Origin of the sequence: Frigoribacterium sp. CFBP 8754 (assembly GCF_014841815.1) — a bacterium.
Classification (GTDB): domain Bacteria; phylum Actinomycetota; class Actinomycetes; order Actinomycetales; family Microbacteriaceae; genus Frigoribacterium; species Frigoribacterium endophyticum.
Genome location: NZ_JACYUO010000001.1, coordinates 87,439 through 105,591, shown reverse-complemented (window position 1 = coordinate 105,591; position 18,153 = coordinate 87,439). Strand labels below are relative to the sequence as shown.

The 18,153-nt window shown below is 73.9% G+C and carries 10 protein-coding genes; 4 read left to right on the top strand and 6 right to left on the bottom strand.

Going from position 1 to position 18,153, the window contains the following annotated elements; translation table 11 throughout:
• Positions 1-76 precede the first annotated feature (76 nt).
• Together IFT72_RS00525 and IFT72_RS00520 are read right to left on the bottom strand one after the other, a co-directional pair.
• The gene (locus IFT72_RS00525; RefSeq protein ID WP_192045282.1) at positions 77-8,077 is read right to left on the bottom strand and encodes a pectinesterase family protein; all 8,001 of its coding nucleotides are present in this window, start codon (positions 8,075-8,077) and stop codon (positions 77-79) included.
• A 283-nt stretch (positions 8,078-8,360) separates the two neighbouring features.
• Positions 8,361-9,323, bottom strand: a complete 963-nt coding sequence (locus IFT72_RS00520; RefSeq protein ID WP_341777173.1) for a sugar-binding domain-containing protein — start codon at positions 9,321-9,323, stop codon at positions 8,361-8,363.
• A 124-nt stretch (positions 9,324-9,447) separates the two neighbouring features.
• Between IFT72_RS00520 and IFT72_RS00515 the strand changes: the two genes are divergently transcribed.
• Positions 9,448-11,193, top strand: coding sequence for a glycerol-3-phosphate dehydrogenase/oxidase (locus IFT72_RS00515; protein WP_056052571.1), 1,746 nt, complete (start codon positions 9,448-9,450; stop codon positions 11,191-11,193).
• 245 nt (positions 11,194-11,438) lie between these two features.
• The gene (locus tag IFT72_RS00510; protein WP_192045279.1) at positions 11,439-12,167 is read left to right on the top strand and encodes a GntR family transcriptional regulator; all 729 of its coding nucleotides are present in this window, start codon (positions 11,439-11,441) and stop codon (positions 12,165-12,167) included.
• Here the strand turns inward: IFT72_RS00510 and IFT72_RS00505 are convergent.
• Together IFT72_RS00505 and IFT72_RS00500 are read right to left on the bottom strand one after the other, a co-directional pair.
• A complete protein-coding gene (locus tag IFT72_RS00505) occupies positions 12,164-13,204 on the bottom strand; it encodes a hemolysin family protein (RefSeq protein WP_056052565.1) in 1,041 nt (346 codons plus the stop codon). The genes IFT72_RS00510 and IFT72_RS00505 overlap by 4 nt on opposite strands.
• Complete coding sequence (locus tag IFT72_RS00500) at positions 13,197-14,624, bottom strand: hemolysin family protein (RefSeq protein ID WP_192045278.1); 1,428 nt, start codon at positions 14,622-14,624, stop codon at positions 13,197-13,199. The genes IFT72_RS00505 and IFT72_RS00500 overlap by 8 nt, the downstream gene beginning before the upstream one ends.
• A 200-nt stretch (positions 14,625-14,824) precedes the next feature.
• Here IFT72_RS00500 and IFT72_RS00495 point away from each other — a divergent pair, with 200 nt between their 5' ends.
• Positions 14,825-15,640: a hypothetical protein gene (locus IFT72_RS00495; protein ID WP_185231547.1), complete on the top strand. Its 816-nt coding sequence runs from the start codon at positions 14,825-14,827 to the stop codon at positions 15,638-15,640.
• Between the two features lie 9 nt (positions 15,641-15,649).
• Here the strand turns inward: IFT72_RS00495 and IFT72_RS00490 are convergent, their stop codons facing one another.
• Both IFT72_RS00490 and IFT72_RS00485 read right to left on the bottom strand, forming a co-directional pair.
• On the bottom strand, positions 15,650-15,961 hold the full coding sequence (locus tag IFT72_RS00490; protein WP_056052556.1) for a putative quinol monooxygenase: 312 nt from the start codon (positions 15,959-15,961) through the stop codon (positions 15,650-15,652).
• Positions 15,962-16,076: 115 nt separating this feature from the next.
• A complete protein-coding gene (locus tag IFT72_RS00485) occupies positions 16,077-16,352 on the bottom strand; it encodes a GlsB/YeaQ/YmgE family stress response membrane protein (RefSeq protein ID WP_056052552.1) in 276 nt (91 codons plus the stop codon).
• Positions 16,353-16,638: 286 nt separating this feature from the next.
• Between IFT72_RS00485 and IFT72_RS00480 the strand changes: the two genes are divergently transcribed.
• Complete coding sequence (locus tag IFT72_RS00480; RefSeq protein ID WP_192045277.1) at positions 16,639-18,084, top strand: nucleobase:cation symporter-2 family protein; 1,446 nt, start codon at positions 16,639-16,641, stop codon at positions 18,082-18,084.
• Positions 18,085-18,153 lie beyond the last annotated feature (69 nt).

Here is an 18,153-nt window from a genome sequence, read left to right as displayed (position 1 = left end):
CTGGGCGCGGGCTCCGGGACGGTGTCCCCCGGAGCCCGCGCCGAGCTCGGCGCCGCCCACCGGCGCGCCGCCGGGCTCAGCGCCGCGTCGGGTCCCAGCCGTCCGTCCCGGCGAGGTACGCCGCCGCCGTCATGCCGGCCGCCGCCTCGTCGCTCAGCTGCGGGCGGGTCGCCGGCGTCGTCACGACGGCGCCGGGGCCGGTGTTCCGGTACTCGCTGAACCGGCCGGCCGTCCAGGTCGTCCCGGCGTCCCAGTCGTTCCACGGCTTGTCGACCGCGACGGCCGACCCGAGCACGGTGTCGCGGACGACGACCTGCGCCTTGCCCTGCGTCGAGTACGGCCGGCCGAGGTAGATCGTCCCGGCGGCGCCGTCGGTGACGATCGTGCTGTCGGTGACCAGGAACCCGAACGGCGACGCCGCGGAGACCGAGGAGTCGGTGAGCGAGGCCCCGGGCCGGTCGAGCACGTGCACGGTGCTGTGGTCGATCACCGTGACGGCCCGGCCGAGCACCAGGTCGGCCCCGCCCTCGAGGTACGACCCCGTGACGAAGACGCGGCTGAAGGTCGACGTGTTGGCCGTGGAGGCGAGCAGCGTCTGCTTGTCGCCCAGCAGGCGCACGTGGTCGACGACCTGCTTGTCTCCCGACTTCACCTGCAGCGCCGTCGCCTGAGCGCCCGGCGTGCTCGCCACGCTCTTCAGCGTGAGGGCCCGCAGGGTCCACTGGGGCCCGGAGATCGTCATCGCGGCGACCGCGCCGCCGGGGGCGGTGACCACGACGTCGGCCGGGTCGCCGGTCGCACCGACGATCGTCACCCCGTAGCGGTTGCCGCTCACCACCGGGCCCGAGTAGGCGCCCGGCAGCACCAGCACGGTGCGGCCGCCCTGGGTCGTGTAGTCGGCGTTGTTCGGCAGGAGGCCCGGCGAGGCCGCGACCAGGGCGCCGGCCGCGTCGACCTGGCCGAGCACGCCCTGCAGCGTCGTGGCGTCGCCGCTGCCGTCGGCGGCGACCACGTAGTCGACCTTGACGGGGGTCGCGGAGGCGACCGCCGAGGGGGCCGACACCGCGCCTCCGGCCTTCGCGACGACCGACCACGAGTAGGCGGTGCCGACGACGACCGACTGGTCGACGAAGCGCGTGGCGTCGGCGCCCAGCGAGGCGACGACGGCCGAGCCGGCAGAGGCCGAGCTGCGGACCACGTCGTACCCGGTGACGCCGGAGGCGGTGCTCGCGGCCCAGCCGACGGTCACCGAGCCCTTGCCGAGGGTGGTCGTGACCGCCGTGGGGGCGACGGGGGCGACGGCCCCCGGGTCGACCGGCTCCGTCGGGGTCACCGGCGTGACGGCCGTGGCGGGCGTCGCCGTCACGGTGGCCGGCGCGGAGCGGTTGCCCGCCGCGTCGACCGCGACCACGGCCCAGGTGTAAGGCTGGCCGTCGGTGAGGCCGGTGTCGCTCCAGCTCGTGACCGGCCCGACCGAGGCGACGAGGTTCGCGGCCGAGGGCGTGACGGTCGTGCCGGGTGCCCGGTGGACGGACCAGCCGACGACGTCGGCGTCGGCCGGCGCCGTCCAGCCCAGGGTCGCCGACCGCGAGCCCGCGACGGCGGTCAGCGCGGTGGCCGCGCCCGGGGCGGTGGCGTCGGCCGGAGCAGCCGGGTCGGCCACGGCGGGGTACCAGGAGGCGGCGCCCAGCCAGGCGGCCACGGTCGCGGTGACCGACTCGGCGGGGGTGAGCTGCGGCCGTGACGCGGTGGCGGTCGCGGCGGCGCCGGGCCCGGTGTTGCCGAACTCAGCGAACCGCGCCGCCGTCCAGGCGTACCCGTTGAAGTCCTGCCAGGGCGACGACTTGACGCCGGTGCCCAGCACGGTCTCGCGGATGATCGCCTGGGGCGCGTTCGCGGCGGTCGTCGTGCCCTGGGCGTACGGGCCGCCGAGGCGCACGTCGGTGACCCCGGCCGCCGGGGCGATCGTCGAGCCGACGACGAGGAAGCCCCGTCCGCCAGCCGCGGTGGTCGACGGGATGAGCACGGTGCCCGAGGTGCGGGTCGGCGTGATGGTCGTGTCGTGCACCACCAGCGACGCCCGGCCGAGCAGGACGTTGCTCGCTCCGCGGACCGTCGACGACTCGATCATCTGTCGGCTGGTCGCGCCGGCGGTGGGCACGTCGGCCCAGACGGCACGGTCGACGGCGCTCAGCGCCACGCCGGTGAGGAGCACCCGGTCGCCCGTCATCGAGACGGCCGGGCCGTTCGAGGCGCCCGAGGTGTTCTCGACCGACAGCCCCTGCACCGTCACGCCCGAGCCGGTGATCGACAGGGCGGGCGCGGCCGTGCTGCTGGTCAGGGTCACGTCGGAGGCGCGGGCCCCGCCGCCGAGGACGGTCACGTTCGACCGCGCGATGGTCGTGCTGCCGACGTAGCTGCCGGGCTCCACCCGGACGACCCAGGGGCCGGAGCCGGTGGCGGCGTCGACCGCCGACTGGAGCGTCGGGTAGGGGCCGCCGGCCTGGACGACCGCGTCGACGCGCTGCGCCGGCGTCACCGCGACGGCCGCGCTGCGGGTCGACTCGGCGCCGGAGGCGTCGACCGCGGTGACGGTGAACGAGGTCTCGGTGCCGTTGGTCAGGCCCGTGGCCGTGAAGCCCTGCGTCGTGGTCGTGCCGACCTCGACCCCGTCGCGCTGGACGCGGTAGCCGACGACGTCGGCCTCGGTCGACTCGTCCCAGGTGAGGACGGCCTGGCCGCTGCCGCCCGCGGCGGTGAGGCCGACGGGGGCCGTGGGCGCGACGTTGGCGACCGGCGCGAGCGTCGGGTCCCCCCCGTCGGTGCCGGCGAGCCAGGCCGACGGCGTCGCGGAGGCGGCGTCGGCGTCGCTGAGCTGCGGCCTCTTGTCGTTGACCGTGGCGCCGGGGCCCGTCGTGCCGTGCTCGGCGAACCGGCCGTCGGTCCAGACGTTCGGGGCGAAGTCGACCCAGGGCTGCGTCGTCGAGACGCCGTCCGAGATCCAGGTGTCGACCAGCGCGGTCTGGCCGCGGGAGTCGTCGCCGTAGGCGCCGTCGCTCCACGAGCGCCAGGGCCGACCGAGCGCGAACGTGTCGTCGGCGTCGCTGGCGATCCGGCTGTCGACCACGAGGTAGCCGCGCGCCTTGCTGGCGGTGCTCGGCGCGAAGATCGTGCCCCCGCCGTGCGCGGTCGCGTGGATCGTCGTCCGGTCGAAGACCGCGGTCGCCCGCCCGAAGACGAAGTCGACGTTGCCCTCGATGAAGCTGTCGACGTAGTACTGGCGGGGGTAGCCGCTGCCGTCGGCCGTGATGTTCCCCGAGGCGTCGGCGTTGAGGGTGTCCTGCACGCCGAGGAGGCGCACGTCGCGGTAGACCTGGCGGTCGCCCGTCGCGCGGAGGGCGACGGCCTGCGTGTTGTAGGTGCCGATCTCGGGGTGCGCCGCCTTGTCGAACGTGTTGCTGATCGTCAGGTCGCGCACCTGGACGCCGGCGCCCGACAGGGTGACGGTGGCGCTGCCCGCGGTGCCGCAGGTGGCGGCGACGACGGCGGGGCAGGTGGTGGCGGAGCGGGGCGTGCCGTTGGCGTTGTCGAAGGTCAGCACGACGTCGCGGGGGTCGCCCGTGCTGCCGGCGATGACGAGGTTCGACTTCGACGACGAGACCACGCCGCGGTAGGTGCCGGGCTCGACGACGACCACGGAGGGCTTCGTCGCCGTGCCGGCGGGGACGGCCGCGAGGGCCTGCTGGAGGGTCGTGACGTCGCCCGAGCCGTCGGCGGCGACGGTGACGTCGGCGACCAGCGGCGCGGGGGCGGGCACCGCGGTGACGGCGGCCGGGGCGGACGACGTGCCGGCCCGGTCCACGGCGACCACGAGGTAGTGGACGGCCGTGCCGTTCGCGAGGCCCGTGTCGACGAAGGTCGGCTTCGCGACCTCGGCGACGAGCAGGGCCGGGTCGACGGCGACGGGCTCGTCACCGGTCGACCGGTAGACCCGGTAGCCCGTCACGTCAGCCTCGATCGACTCCGTCCACGACAGGCCGACGCGCTGTTCGTCGGGGCTGGCGACCAGGCCGGCCACGGCGAGGGGCGCCACGTCGGGGCGCGGGGCCGCGACCGGGTCCCAGCCGTCGCTGCCCGCGAGGTAGGTCGCGGCCGTGTAGCCGCGCGCCTCGTCGTCGGTGAGCTGGGGGCGGGTGGCGGAGGCGCCGCTGCCGGGCCCGACGTTGCCGTGCTCGGCGAAGCGGGCGCTCTGCCAGGTGGTGGTGACGCCGCTGTTGACCATGTTCGTCCAGGTCTGGGTCGAGCTGATCACCGGTCCGAGCCAGGTGTCGCGGACGACGACCTGGGCGATCGCCGACGAGTCGGCGACGCTCGTGCCGTCGGCCTGCGCCTTGCCGGGCTGCCAGGGGCGGCCGAGCGACTGCGAGCCGTCGGGGGCGGTGCCGACGATGCGGCTGCCCGTGATCAGCACGCCGAAGCGCTGCGAGACGTCGGTGCTGGCCGCGGTGACGGCGCCGTTCGGCGACGTGCCGTGGTCGAGCGCCGCGAGGGTGGAGTCGTCGATCACGACGGTGCCGCGCCCGAAGACGAAGTCGACGTCGCCGGCGACGTACCCGCCGTGGAAGTACGAACGGGCCGGCACGCCCGCGGACGGGCTGTTGGCGTACCAGGTGTCCTGGTTGCCGAGCAGGTGGACGTTCTCGTACACGAGGCGGTCGCCGGTGGTGCGGAGGGCGACGGCCTGGCCGGAGGCGTACGTGCCCTCGACGTAGGCGTTCTCGACCGTGAGGTCGCGCAGCTGCACCGAGTTGCCGGTGATGACGAGCGTGGCGCTGCCCGAGGTGCCGTAGGTGTCGGCGACCCCGTTCGTCGTGGTGCCGGTCGGCGTGCCCGCGGCGCGGTCGCCGGTGATGACGACGTCGCCGGCCTGGCCGGTGGCGCCCACGACGATCGTGTGGGGCTTGCTGATCGTGGCGTACTCGGCGTAGCGGCCCGCGGCGAGCGAGATGACGGTGGGGTCGGTGGCCGTGCCCGCGGGAGCCGCGGCGAGCGCGTCGCGGAGCGTCGTGAAGCGCGTCACGCCGTCGGCGGGGGCCGCCGGGTCGACGACGACGTCGGTGACGAGCGGGGCCGCGGCGACGAGCGCCGTCACCTCGGCGGAGGGCGCCGACACGGCGCCGGTGCGCGAGAGGGCCACGACGGCCCAGCGGTAGGTCGAGCCGGTGCTGACGGTCGTGTCGCTCCAGGTCGGGGCGTCCACGGTGGCGACCGGCACGAAGGGGCCGGTCTCGTCGGCCCGCAGCACCTGCCAGCCGGTGACGGCGGCGGAGGCGTCGTCGCTCCAGCTCAGGTGCACGACGCGGGCGTCGGGCGAGGCGACGACGTCGGTCGGGGTCGCCGGCAGCGCCGTCGAGGCGGCACGGACGGGGTTCCAGCCGTCCTTCCCGGCGAGGTACTTCTCGGGCGTCGCCGCCGCGGCCTCCTTGGCCGTCAGCTGCGGACGGTTCTCGTTCGTGCCGGCGCCGGGGCCGGTGTTGCCGCTCTCGGCGAAGCGGGCGTCCTTCCAGGAGAAGGGCACCTTGACGCCCGACGAGTTCGTCGACGACATGTCGTCCCAGGGGGCCGCCGCGTCGATCGCGCGGGGCAGCCAGGTGTCCTTGACCACGACCGAGCCGAGCGCGTCGGGGTCGGCGCTCGGGTGCCACGGGCGGCCGAGGTTGACCGTGCCGGCGGCGGCGTCGCTCACGACCTTGCTGTCGGTGATCAGGAAGCCGTACTTGCTGCCCGTGTCGGTGCTCGCGGCGGTGAGGTAGCCGTTGTTCGCCTTGCCCCGGTCCAGCGACCGGAAGGTGACCCGCTGGAACACCGCGGTGCCGGCGCCGAAGACGTAGTCGACGTCGCCCTCGACGTAGCTGTCGACGTAGTACTGGCGGATGCGGGTGGTGGGCTTCGGGGTGTCGGCCAGCAGGGTGTCCTGGTTGCCGAGCAGGCGGACGGTGTCGGCGACGAAGCGGTCGCCCTCGACGCGCAGGGCGACGGCCTGGGCGCTGGTGATCTGCGGGTTCGCGGCCTCGTCGAAGGTGTTGGCCACGGTGAGGTGGTCGAGGGTCACGTTCGCGGCGGTGACGAGCACGACGGCGCTGCCGGCGGTGCCGAGCGTCGACTCCGGCTCGTCGGGGTCGGCGCTGCCCGAGGCGCGGGCCGACCGGATCACGACGTCGCCGGGGGTCGCCCCGGTGCCGTGCACCTGGACGTTCGGCCGCGAGATCTCGAACGACTCGTCGTAGGTGCCGGGGGCGACGTCGACGCGGTACGCGTCGAGCGAGGCGCGCGGGATCGCGGCGAGGGCCGCACCGATGGTGGCGTAGGTCCCCTCGGGTCCGACGGTCAGCACGGTCTGCACGACGGGCAGGGGCACGGCGACGGTGCGCGAGGTCGCGGTGACGACGCCGCTGGCCTTCGAGACGTTGCCGACGCGGTCCTGGGCGGTCACGCGGTACGAGGCCGCGACTCCCTGGGGCGCGCTGGTGTCGACGAAGCGGGGGGAGGCGCCGGCCGCGTCGAGCGGGACGGTCGCCAGCAGGGTCCACGTGCCTCCCGCGACGCTGCGCGACACGGCCCAGCCGGCGAGGTCGAGGTCCTTCGGGGCCGTCCAGGAGAGCGCGAGGCCGGCGGTCGGGCCGGCGGCGACCTTCAGCGAGCCCGGAGCACCCGGGGCGACGTTCGGCGACTTCGCCGTGACGGCGAGGTACGACGACGCGTTGCCCGACCGGTCGACGGCGCGCACGCGGTAGTAGACGGTGTCGCCCTCGGCGACGGTCGGGTCGGTGAAGGTCGACGCCACGAGGACGCCCTGCCCGCTCGCCGGGAGGTGGGGCACGTAGACCTCGTCGCCGTTCCGCCTCGTCACGGTGTAGCCGGCCAGGTCGGCCTCGCCCCCGCCCGTCCACGAGACCGTCACTCCTCCGGTCGCCAGCACGACGACCTTCGGGCTCGACGGAGCGCGGGGCGGCGTGGTGTCGCCGGGGACGGCGGCGCTGACGACGGTCGCCGGGCCCTGCCCCGCGGCGTTCGTCGCGACGACGGACCACCACGACGTCGCCCCAGCGGGGGCGGCGGCGTCGACGGCGCTCGTCGCCGTGGCGGACGAGGTGGGCACGCGCACCCACGGCCCGGAGGCCGCGGCGCCGCGGGAGAGGACGTAGCCGGTGGCGCCCGGCGTGGCCGACCACGAGACGGTGGGCACGCCGGCGCTGCTGAGCTTCACGGCGAGGCCGGCCGGGGCGGCGGGGACGACGGCAGGGCCGGCGGGGCGGGTGGCGCTGACGGTCGTGGCCGACGACACGTTGCCGCTGTGGTCGACGGCGGTCACGCGCCAGGTCGACTTCACGCCCGAGGGGGCCTGGGCGTCGGTGAACTGCGAGCTGGTGACCGGCGAGCTGGTGAGCTGGACGGCGGAGCCGCCGGAGGAGGCGGTGCGGGTGACCGTCCAGCCGGCGACGTCGGGCTCCGTCGCGTCGGCCCAGTCGAGGGCGACCCCGGCGGCGGAGACGGTGGCCTTGAGCTTCGCGGGCGACGAGGGCTTCGTCGTGTCGGTCGCCGTGACCGACTTGACGCTCGAGAGCTTCGAGACGTTGCCCGAGCGATCCACCGCGGCCACGGCGTAGGAGGCCTTCGCCCCGCCCGTGATCGTCGCGTCGACCGCCGACGGCGTCGTGGGGCTCGCGACGAGGGTCGACGACGTCGACACCGACGACGTGCTCGAGCGGTACACGCGGTACCCGGCGAGGTCGCCGGCCGAGACCCTGCCCCAGCTCAGCGAGCTGCCGACCCCGCCGCTGTAGCTGACCTTCAGGCTGCTCGGCGCGGACGGCGGCGTCGTGTCGGCCGCGGCCGTGGCGGCCTGGATCGGCAGGGCCGCGCCGGCGAGCGCGACCACGGCGGCGAGGGCGACGAGGGCGCGCGTGCGACCGGGGGCGGAGGCGCCGCGGCGGCGGGCGGCACGTCGGCCGTGCGCCCGCGGGGACGGGGCGACGGGGGCGGAGTCGGGAGAGGGCGTGACGGGACGACCGGGCATGGCGGTGGGGTGCCTTCGGGTAGGCGCGGCGACCGACCGCCCGGGCACGCGCCGACGCACCACGGCCGGGGGCCGTGGGGCGGGACGGGTGCGCGGCGATCGTGCATCGCAGGTTCGGGTGAGCGCTCACTCCGAGGTGGGGTGGGCCCCGGAGCGTCCCCATCATGGGGGACGCACAGCCCCAGACGCAAGGGTCTCTCACGTCGGCGTGTCGTCGGTGCCGCGGGCGCGCCTCCCCGCGGCTCCTCCGCCCCCCGGGCCGCGGCGTCGGCGCGCGCCCGCCTCAGCTCGCGAGCAGCGCCCGCGCCGTGCCCTCGTCGAGGATGAGGTCGGTCGCCAGCCCGGCCGCGAGGGCGCCGCGCACGCCCGCGACCTTCGCCTCGCCGGCGACGACGCAGACCCGCCGGGGAGCCCGGCGGACGGTGGCGAGGTCGGGCCCCGTGCCGCGGGCGTTCAGCTCGATGTCGGTCGACGAGCCGTCGGCGCGGTAGAAGACCGTCGCCACGTCGCCGACGACGTGGTCGGCGTCGAGGCTGTCGTGGTCGCTCTGCTCGAGGTAGCCGCCCGAGTAGACGTGGCTGGGCACGCGTGCGTCGCGCGAGCCGACGCCGAAGACGACGAGGTCCATCGACGCCTGCAGCTCGAGCACGCGCTTCGTGCTCCGCTCCCGCCACAGCGCCCGCTTCGTCGCCGGGTCGTCGAAGAACGCCGGCACCGGGAACTGCTGGATCGCCGCCGTGTACGCCTGCCCGAACCGCCGCAGGATCTCGCTCGCGTACTCGATGCCCGTCGTGCGCGTGTTCGCGGCGCCGTTCAGCTGCACGACGACCGAGTTGTGCGTGGGCTTCGGCACCAGCGACCGGCTCACGGCGCTGAGCGTCGAGCCCCAGGCGACCCCGATCACCATGTTCGAGTCGACGTAGGGCGTGATCGTTCGTGCAGCCGACAGGGCGACCCGTTCGAGCCGGTCGACGTCGCTCGTCTGGTCGGGCACCGGCACGACGTGCGCCACGACGCCGAAGCGCCGGTGCAGCCCCTCGGCGACGGCGGTCGCCTGGTCGAGCGGCGACTTGATCTGGATGTCGACGAGCCCCGACTCGCGGGCGGACTTCAGGAGGCGCGAGACCGACGAGCGGGACGTCCCCAGCTCCGAGGCGATCGCCTCCATCGTGAGGTCCTGCATGTAGTAGAGGTGCGCCGCACGCAGCGCCTCCTGGGTCTTCTCCGCCGTCGTCAGCTCGGTCACGGGCACCTCCGTGCACATGTGTGCAGATACGTTGCACCCTCGCTCCGAGGGGTCGACCATGAGGTTACCGGCGAGACGGTGCGTCCACCCGCCCCGCCACCACCCCCAGATGGAAGAAGACCCCGTGACCGAGTCGAAGAAGACACAGAGCATCCGCAAGAACGTCGCCGCGATCATCGACCGCCCGACCGCGAAGGTGTTGATCGTCGGAGGGGGCATCAACGGCATCGCGACCTTCCGCGACCTCGCCCTCCAGGGCGTCGACGTCGTCCTCGTCGAGCGCAACGACTACGCCTCGGGCGCCTCGGCCGCCTCGTCGCACATGATCCACGGCGGCATCCGCTACCTCGAGAACGGCGAGTTCCGCCTCGTCCGCGAGAGCGTCGAGGAGCGCAACGGCCTCCTCAAGATCGCCCCGCACTACGTGAAGCCGCTGCAGACGACGATGCCGATCTTCTCGACCTTCTCGGGCATCCTCAACGCCCCGCTGCGCATGCTCACGCACAAGCAGCGCTCCACCAAGGAGCGCGGCGCGCTGCTGATCAAGGTCGGAATGACGCTGTACGACTCCTTCTCGCGCGACGGCGGCTCCGTGCCCCGCCACGTGTTCCGCACCGGCAAGGCCGCGCTGAACGACATGCCGGCCCTCAACAAGGGCGTCAAGTACACCGGCACCTACTACGACGCGTCGGTCCACGAGCCCGAGCGCCTCGCGCTCGACGTGCTCAAGGACGGCCTCGCGGTCGGCACCGGCGCCCGCAGCGCCAACTACGTCGAGGCCGTCGGCTCGCGCGACGGCGGCGTGCTGCTCCGCGACGTCGTCAGCGGCACCGAGTTCGTCGTCCAGGCCGACGTCGTCATCAACGCCTCCGGCCCCTGGACCGACCTCACGAACCAGGCGTTCGGCGGCGAGTCGGCGTACATGGGCGGCACCAAGGGCTCGCACATCGTCGTCGACAACGCCGAGCTGCTCGAGGCCACCAAGGGCCGCGAGATCTTCTTCGAGAACAACGACGGCCGCATCGTGCTCATCTACCCGCTCAAGGGCCGGGTGCTGATCGGTACGACCGACATCGACGCCGACCCGTCGCAGCCCGCGGTCTGCACGGAGGAGGAGGTCGACTACTTCTTCGACCTCGTCAAGCACGTCTTCCCGCAGATCGAGCTCGGCCGCGACCACATCGTCTACCGCTACTCGGGCATCCGCCCGCTGCCCCGTCACGAGGACACCGCCCCCGGCTTCGTGTCGCGCGACTACCGCATCGTCGAGACGCCCATCGCGGGCCTGACCTCGACCGTGCTGAGCCTGGTCGGCGGCAAGTGGACCACCTTCCGCGCCCTCTCGGCGCACCTGTCGACCGAGGCCACGAAGCGCCTGGGCGTCGAGCGCACCGTCGACACGACGGGCATGGCGATCGGCGGCGGCAAGGGGTTCCCGACCACCGACGCAGCCCGCACGACGTGGGTCGCGGCGCACGCCGACGGCCTCGACCGCGACCAGGTCGACCGCCTCCTGACGCGCTACGGCACCCGTGCCGAGAGCGTGATCGAGACGCTGCTCGACCAGCCGTCGCAGCCGCTGGCCAGCGAGCCCGAGCTGACCGAGGCCGAGATCGCCTACTTCGCCGAGCACGAGGACGCCGTCCACCTGGCCGACGTCGTGCTGCGCCGCACGAACCTCGCGTTCGTCGGCGGCGTGACGATCGAGCTGCTCACCGAGATCGCCGACGTCCTGGGCCGCGCCCTCGACTGGAGCGACGAGCAGCGCGACGCCGAGATCGAGGCGACCATCGAGACGCTGCGCGCCTCGCACGGCGTCGAGGTCGGCTCGCAGCACGTGCCGAGCGAGACCGCCACGGCCTCGAAGTGACGACCCGCGCCTCCTGACCCGCGAGGGCCCCCGGGAGGCGCGGTGCACCGGCCCGTGCGCGTCGCGTTCCTGACCCGACACGGTGCGCACGCCAGGAGAGACCCGCCCTCCCCATCTGGGCCGGGCGGGTCTCGTGCGTCCGGGCCACCCGTCCCCAGCCCTCGCTCCCCCGGACGACGGACTGGTATGTGACACTTCTCCGGTAGGGTCGTGCCGTACCGCCCTCGTGCCGAACGGAGACCGCCGTGCCCATCCCCACCTCGCCCCCCGCCGCCGAGCGTCAGCTGTTGCGCGACACGGTGCGCTCGCGCATCCGCGACGCGATCGTCGACGGCACGCTCGAGCCCGGCGAACGCCTGCACGACGACGAGCTGATCGCCTGGCTCCAGGTGTCGCGCACCCCCATCCGCGAGGCGCTCGGCGACCTCGTGCGCGCCGGCCTCGTCGAGATGGCGCCGAACCGCTACACCCGGGTCGCGACCCCCCGGGCCGAGGAGGCCATCGAGGCCGTCCAGACGCTCGGCGTCCTGTTCGGCGGCGCCGTGCGCCTCGCCGTCCCCCTGCTGGCGGCAGGCGTGACGGCGCAGATCGTGGCCGGCATCGACGCCTGCCTCGCCGACCTCGACGCGGAGGACGGCCCGGCGCTCAACGCCCACACCGTGGCGCTCTTCTCCACCTACGTCGACCACTGCGGCAACGCCTCGCTGCAGCGGGTCTGCCGCGACGTGACCGACGGCCTCGCCTACAAGCTCCGCCTGCCCAACATCGTCCAGGTGCTCAACTGGGCCGGCATGGCGGAGCAGTACCGCCTCCTGCGGCAGGCGACCCTCGACGGCGACCCGATCACCGCCGAGCTCGCCGCCGAGGCCCTGCACGAGCTGCCGGGCGAGCGGCCCGCCCCGGCACGCGGGGGCGGGCCGGGGCCGGTCGCGGCCCAGCCCGTCGTCGCGGCCCAGCCCGTCGTCGGGGCCTAGACCGTCGTCGCGTCGTCGACCTCGCCGACGAGCTCCTCGATGATGTCCTCCAGGAAGAGCACGCCGGTCGTCGTGCCGTCGGCCCGCACCGACCGGGCCACGTGGGCACCGCTGCGGCGCATGGCCGCGAGGGCGTCCTCGAGGTCGGCGTCGTGCGAGACCGCCCCCAGGCGACGGATGCGCTTCTCGGGCACCGGGGCGTGGAACGACTCCGGCGTCGTGAGGTCCATGACGTCCTTGAGGTGCAGGTAGCCGGTGGGCTGCCCGTCGGCGTCGGTGAGGACGTACCGCGAGTAGCCGTGGGCCGAGACGGCGCGCTGCACGTCCGCGGGGGTCGCCGCCGGGGCGAGCCGCACCATGTCGGCCACCGGCACCTCGACGTCGCGCACCTTGCGGGTCGTGAACTCGAACGCGGCGCTGAGGGTGCCCGACGCGTCGTCGAGCACGCCCTCGCGCGTCGACTGCTGCACGATGCCGGCGACCTCGTCGAGCGTGTAGGTGCTGGTCGCCTCGTCCTTCGGCGTCACGCCGAAGAGCCGCAGCACGCCGTTGGCGATGCCGTTGAGCGACCAGATCACCGGCTTGAACACGCGGGCCACGAAGACGAGCGGCGGGGCCAGGATGAGCGCGGCCCGGTCGGGCACCGAGAACGAGAGGTTCTTCGGGATCATCTCGCCGACCACCACGTGCAGGAAGGTCACGAGCACGAGGGCGATGACGAACGCCACGACGCCGATGGCCTCGGCCGACAGCGTGGTCAGCCCGAGCGGGATCTCGAGCAGGTGGTGGATCGCGGGCTCCGACACGTTGAGGATCACCAGCGAGCAGACCGTGATGCCGAGCTGGCTGGTCGCGAGCATGAGCGTCGCGTGCTCCATCGCCCACAGGGTCGTCTTGGCGGCCTTGCTGCCCGCCTCGGCGCGCGGCTCGATCTGCGAGCGACGGGCGCTGATGACGGCGAACTCGGCGCCGACGAAGAAGCCGTTGACGACGAGCAGCACCACCAGCCAGACGATGCCGGGCAGGTACTCACTCATGGGTCAGGTCCTCTCGGAGGGCGGTGGCGATGCGGTCGTGCTCCGCGCGGTCGGCGCGGTCGCGGTTCTCGGCGGGGGTGGCGGGGCCGGAGGCGCGGGTCGTGCCGGCCGGGCCGGTCGCGTCGTCGTCCGCCCGCGGCACGAAGCGCAGCCGCTCGGTGCGCTGGCCCACGACGCGCTCGACACGGAGGGCGCCGCCGGCGACCTCCACCTCGTCGCCGACCTCGGGCAGCCGCCCGAGCCGCTCGGTGACGAAGCCGCCGACCGTCTCGTAGTCGCCGTCGTCGGGCACGCGGATCGCGGCCCGGTCGTGGAGCTCGTCGGGCCGGAGCGCGGCGTCGAACAGGACGGTGCCGCCCGAGCGGACGATGCCGACGCGCGCACGGTCGTGCTCGTCCTCCAGCTCGCCCACGATCTCCTCGACGAGGTCCTCGAGGGTGACGAGGCCGGCGGTGCCGCCGAACTCGTCGGTGACCACGGCGATCTGGAAGCCGTCGCGGCGGAGCAGGCCGAGCAGCGTGTCGGTGCCCATCGTCTCGGGCACGAAGCGCGCCTCGGAGACGAGGGCGGAGACGAGCACGTCGTCGCGCTCGGCGAGGGGCAGGGCGAACGCCTGCTTGACGTGCACCACCCCGAGGATGTCGTCGGAGTCGTCGCCGATGACGGGGAACCGCGAGAAGCCGCTGCTCAGCGAAGCCTCGACCACGGCGGCGGCGGTGTCGGTCGCCCGGACGGTCGTCATGCGCACGCGCGGCGTCATCACGTCGACGGCGTCGTGCTGGGAGAAGCGCAGGGTGCGGCCCAGCAGGGTCGCGTGGTCGTCGTCGAGGACGCCCTCGAGCGCGGAGCGGCGGACGAGCGAGCTGAGCTCCTCGGCCGAGCGGGCACCCGAGAGCTCCTCCTTCGGCTCGATGCCCATGCGGCGGATGGCCGCGTTGGCCGTGTCGTTGAAGAGCAGGATGACCGGCTTGAAGACCGTCGTGAAGGCCGCCTGGAACGGCACGACGAGCTTGGCCGTGGCGAGCGGCAGGGCGAGGGCGAAGTTCTTCGGCACGAGCTCGCCGATCACCATCGAGAACAGCGTGGCGACGAGGATGCCGACGACGGCGCCGATGCCGGGCACGATCGCCTCGGGCACGCCGAGGCCGGTGAGCGGGCCCTCGAGCAGCGAGCTGATCGCCGGCTCGAACGTGTAGCCCGTCAGGAGCGTCGTCAGCGTGATGCCGAGCTGCGCGCCGGAGAGGTGCGTCGACGTGATGCGGAGGGCCTTGATGGTCGGGCCGAGGCGCTTCTCGCCCCTCTCCTGGCGCTTCTCGAGGTCGTTGCGGTCGAGGTTGACCAGCGAGAACTCGGACGCGACGAACAGGCCGGTGCCGACGGTGAGGACGAGACCGATGCCCAGCATCACCCACTCATTCATGGTGCCCCTCCCCCCGTGGTGCGGCCGCCGAGGCGGTCAGGGCCGGGAAGGGCCAGGGCATGTGGGAGGGAGGGTCGTCCATGAGCGAGAACGGTAGGGGCCCGCGCCGACAGACCCCTGGGAACGTGCAGGCGCTGCACGGGCCGACCGGCGCCGGGGAGGCCGTACTGTGGAGCCGATCGAGATTGGACCACCACCCCGTGACTGACATGAGCCTCCGGCTTCCGACGACGCGGTTCCGCGCCGTCTTCGCGCTCGGCACCCGGCGCGCGGCCAGCTTGCCCCTGCCGACGACCCTCGGCGCCCCGAACCTCTTCGCGGAGTGGGACGACGAGACGGAGCAGAGCACGCTCTACGTCGGCTTCGGCACGGGGCAGATCCACCTCGACACCGCGCCCACGGGCATCGAGCACCACTTCCACGACCTCAGCGGCGACGACACCGACGTCAGCCCCTGGAACGGCGACGACACACGACAGCTGCTCGACTGGTCGTCGGCGCTCCTCTCCGACTTCCACCAGCTCGTGCCCGACCTGCTCGACGACGTCGACGACGCGGCCGCCTGGCACGACGCCGGCCTCACCCTCTGGGTCTGCGAGGTCGAGGAGCCCACGCAGCTCGACCTGATCGAGGTCGACATCGAGGGCGAGCTGCTGACCCTGCCGTGGCTCGGCGCCGGCCACGTCGAGCACGACCACGTCGAGGAGTCGGCGCACGGCGCCCTCGACCACGGCGTCGACGACGACCGCGAGCACCCGATCGCCCTGCTCTGGACGGCCGCGGCCGACGGCACGCCCGACTCCCCCATCGCCGAGGCCTGGCTGCGGCCCGGCACCGAGCAGCCCGTCACCCGGGCCGTGCCCGGCGTCGACTGGGCGGCGGTGGGCATGCCCGCCGACGAGGTGCTGTCGTGGCTCGAGGGCATCTACCTCAACCACCACGTGCTGCCCGACCCCGCCGGCACGATCCTCACCGGGGTGCTCGAGCGCCTCGGCGGGATCGACGGCACCGACTAGGGCGGCCCCTCAGACCAGGTCGCCGTCCGGCGAGAGCGACGGCTCCTCCGGCCCGGTGAGCGCGTAGTCGTGCACGTGCGACTCGCGCACCTCGGCCTCGTCCTCCTCCGATGTGCCCTCGCCCCGGAAGTCGTCGAGCGCCTGCTCCGAGACCCACCGCTGGGCGACGTTGACGCGGCCCGGGTCGACGACGTCGGGCGAGAGGGCGTAGTCGAGGTTGCCGGGCGCGACGCGCGCGGCCTCGATCTCGGGGGCACGGCTGGCGAGGTAGTCGTCGCGCAGCTCCGGGTCGACGAGCAGGTGTCCGGTGACGATGATCATGCGGCCACCCAACACCCCCGCCCCGGTGCGGCCGCGGCGCCGGGGTACGACGAAGGGCCCCGGCGAGTGCCGGGGCCCTTCGGTGCGCGACGGGCCGGGCCCGTGCTGCTGCTGCCTAGCGGCGGCTGCGACGACCGGTGACCTGGATGTAGATCACGAGGACGATGATGGCGCCGATGATCGAGCCGATGATGCCGGAGGGCTGGAAGAAGCCGTCCGCGTTGTCGCTGCCGAAGAGCAGGTAGGCGAGGAAGCCACCGACGAACGAACCGATGACGCCCAGCAGGATGGTCATGGGGATCGAGATGTTCTGCTTGCCCGGGACGACGAGGCGAGCGACGGCACCGGCGATGAGCCCGATGACGAGAAGGCTGATGATGAGGCCGATCATGGTGTTCTCCTTGATGTTGTCATGTCTGCGACATGCGAGAGCGGCCGGGTCAGCCGCTCCGACCACTGAACCACGCCTGAGCGTTCCCTGTTACGTCTCGCCGAGAACTGGTGCTGGAGCACGACGTGGGCTATGTGATCTGGGCGCGTGACGCGATCGTCCTGTAGGGGGCGACCCACGCCTCCCGCGTTACGGTCATGTGAAACATCAGGGCGGAGGCGCGGCGCGGCCCCCGGGGCACGCCAAGCTGTCAGGGGGCCCCGCCGGGGGCCCAGCGAGGAGCAGCATGAGCGACCACCCCCCGACCGCCCCCGCCACCGTCGTGGGCGCGACGACGACGAGCCCGAAGGGGCCGCGGCACCCCGTCGACGAGGTGCCGCCGCTCCGCCGCCTGCTGCCGCTCGGCCTGCAGCACGTGCTGGCGATGTACGCGGGCGCCGTCGCGGTGCCGCTCGTGATCGGCACCGCCCTGATCGAGGCCGGGCGGCTCGACCCCGGCGCCCTGCCGCACCTGATCACCGCCGACCTCTTCGTCGCCGGGATCGGCGCGGTGCTCCAGTCGGTGGGGGTCTGGCGGGTCGGCGCCCGCCTGCCGCTGATGCAGGGCTGCACCTTCGCCTCGGTCGGACCGATGATCACCATCGGCACCGAGCACGGCGTCGGCGCCATCTACGGCTCGGTCATCATGTGCGGGCTGATGATGTTCGCCATCGCCCCCGTCTTCTCGCAGCTCGTGCGGTTCTTCCCGCCGCTCGTGACCGGCACGGTCATCCTCGTCATCGGCCTCTCGCTGATGAGCGTGGCCGGCGGCTGGGTGATCGACGGCGCCACCGACGGGGCACCGCCGGTCAACGTCGCCCTCGCCGCCGGCACCCTCGCGGTCATCGTGCTGATCGAGCGCTTCGCCCCGCCGGCCCTCGGGCGCCTGTCGATCCTGCTCGGGCTCGTCGTGGGCACGCTCGCCGCCGTGCCGCTCGGCCTCGTCGACGTCAGCGGCGTCGGCGAGCAGCCGTGGGTCGGCTTCTCGACGCCGTTCCAGTTCGGGCTGCCCACCTTCCCGGCCGCGGCGGTCATCTCGATGCTCATCGTCGGCCTCGTGATCATGACCGAGACCACCGGCGACATCGTCGCCGTCAGCGAGATCGTCGACCGGCCGCTGACGCCCCGCCGCCTGGCCGACGGGCTCCGCGCCGACGGGCTCACCACCGTGCTCGGCGGGGTGTTCAACACCTTCCCGTACACGGCGTTCGCGCAGAACGTGGGGCTGGTCAGCATCACGGGCGTCAAGTCGCGCTGGGTCGCCACCTGCGCCGGCGTGATGCTGATCGCGTTGGGGCTCGTGCCGAAGCTCGGCGCCGTCGTCGAGGCCGTGCCGCTCGCCGTGCTCGGCGGGGCCGGCGTCGCGCTCTTCGGCATCGTCGCGGCGAGCGGCGTGCGCACCCTCTCGACGGTGCGGTTCACCGACCGGAACGTGCTGGTCGTCGCCCTCGCCGTCGGCGTCGGCCTCCTGCCGACGGTGTCGCCGACGATCTACGAGCGGTTCCCGTCGTGGTTCACGCTGGTCTTCGACTCCGGCATCAGCGCCGGGGCGATCGTCGCGATCGCCCTCAACCTCCTGCTCGGCGGCGAGCGGGGCAGCCGCGGCGGCGACACCGTCGCCGAGGGCCCGTCCGCCCACGACGCCGTCCGCGGCGCGCAGCTCGCGGCCGATCCGGAGCCGCCGACCCGCTGACCGGGCCGGCGCGCACGACGCGGCCCGCGACTCCCCGGTGACGAGGAGGCGCGGGCCGGGTCGTGCAGG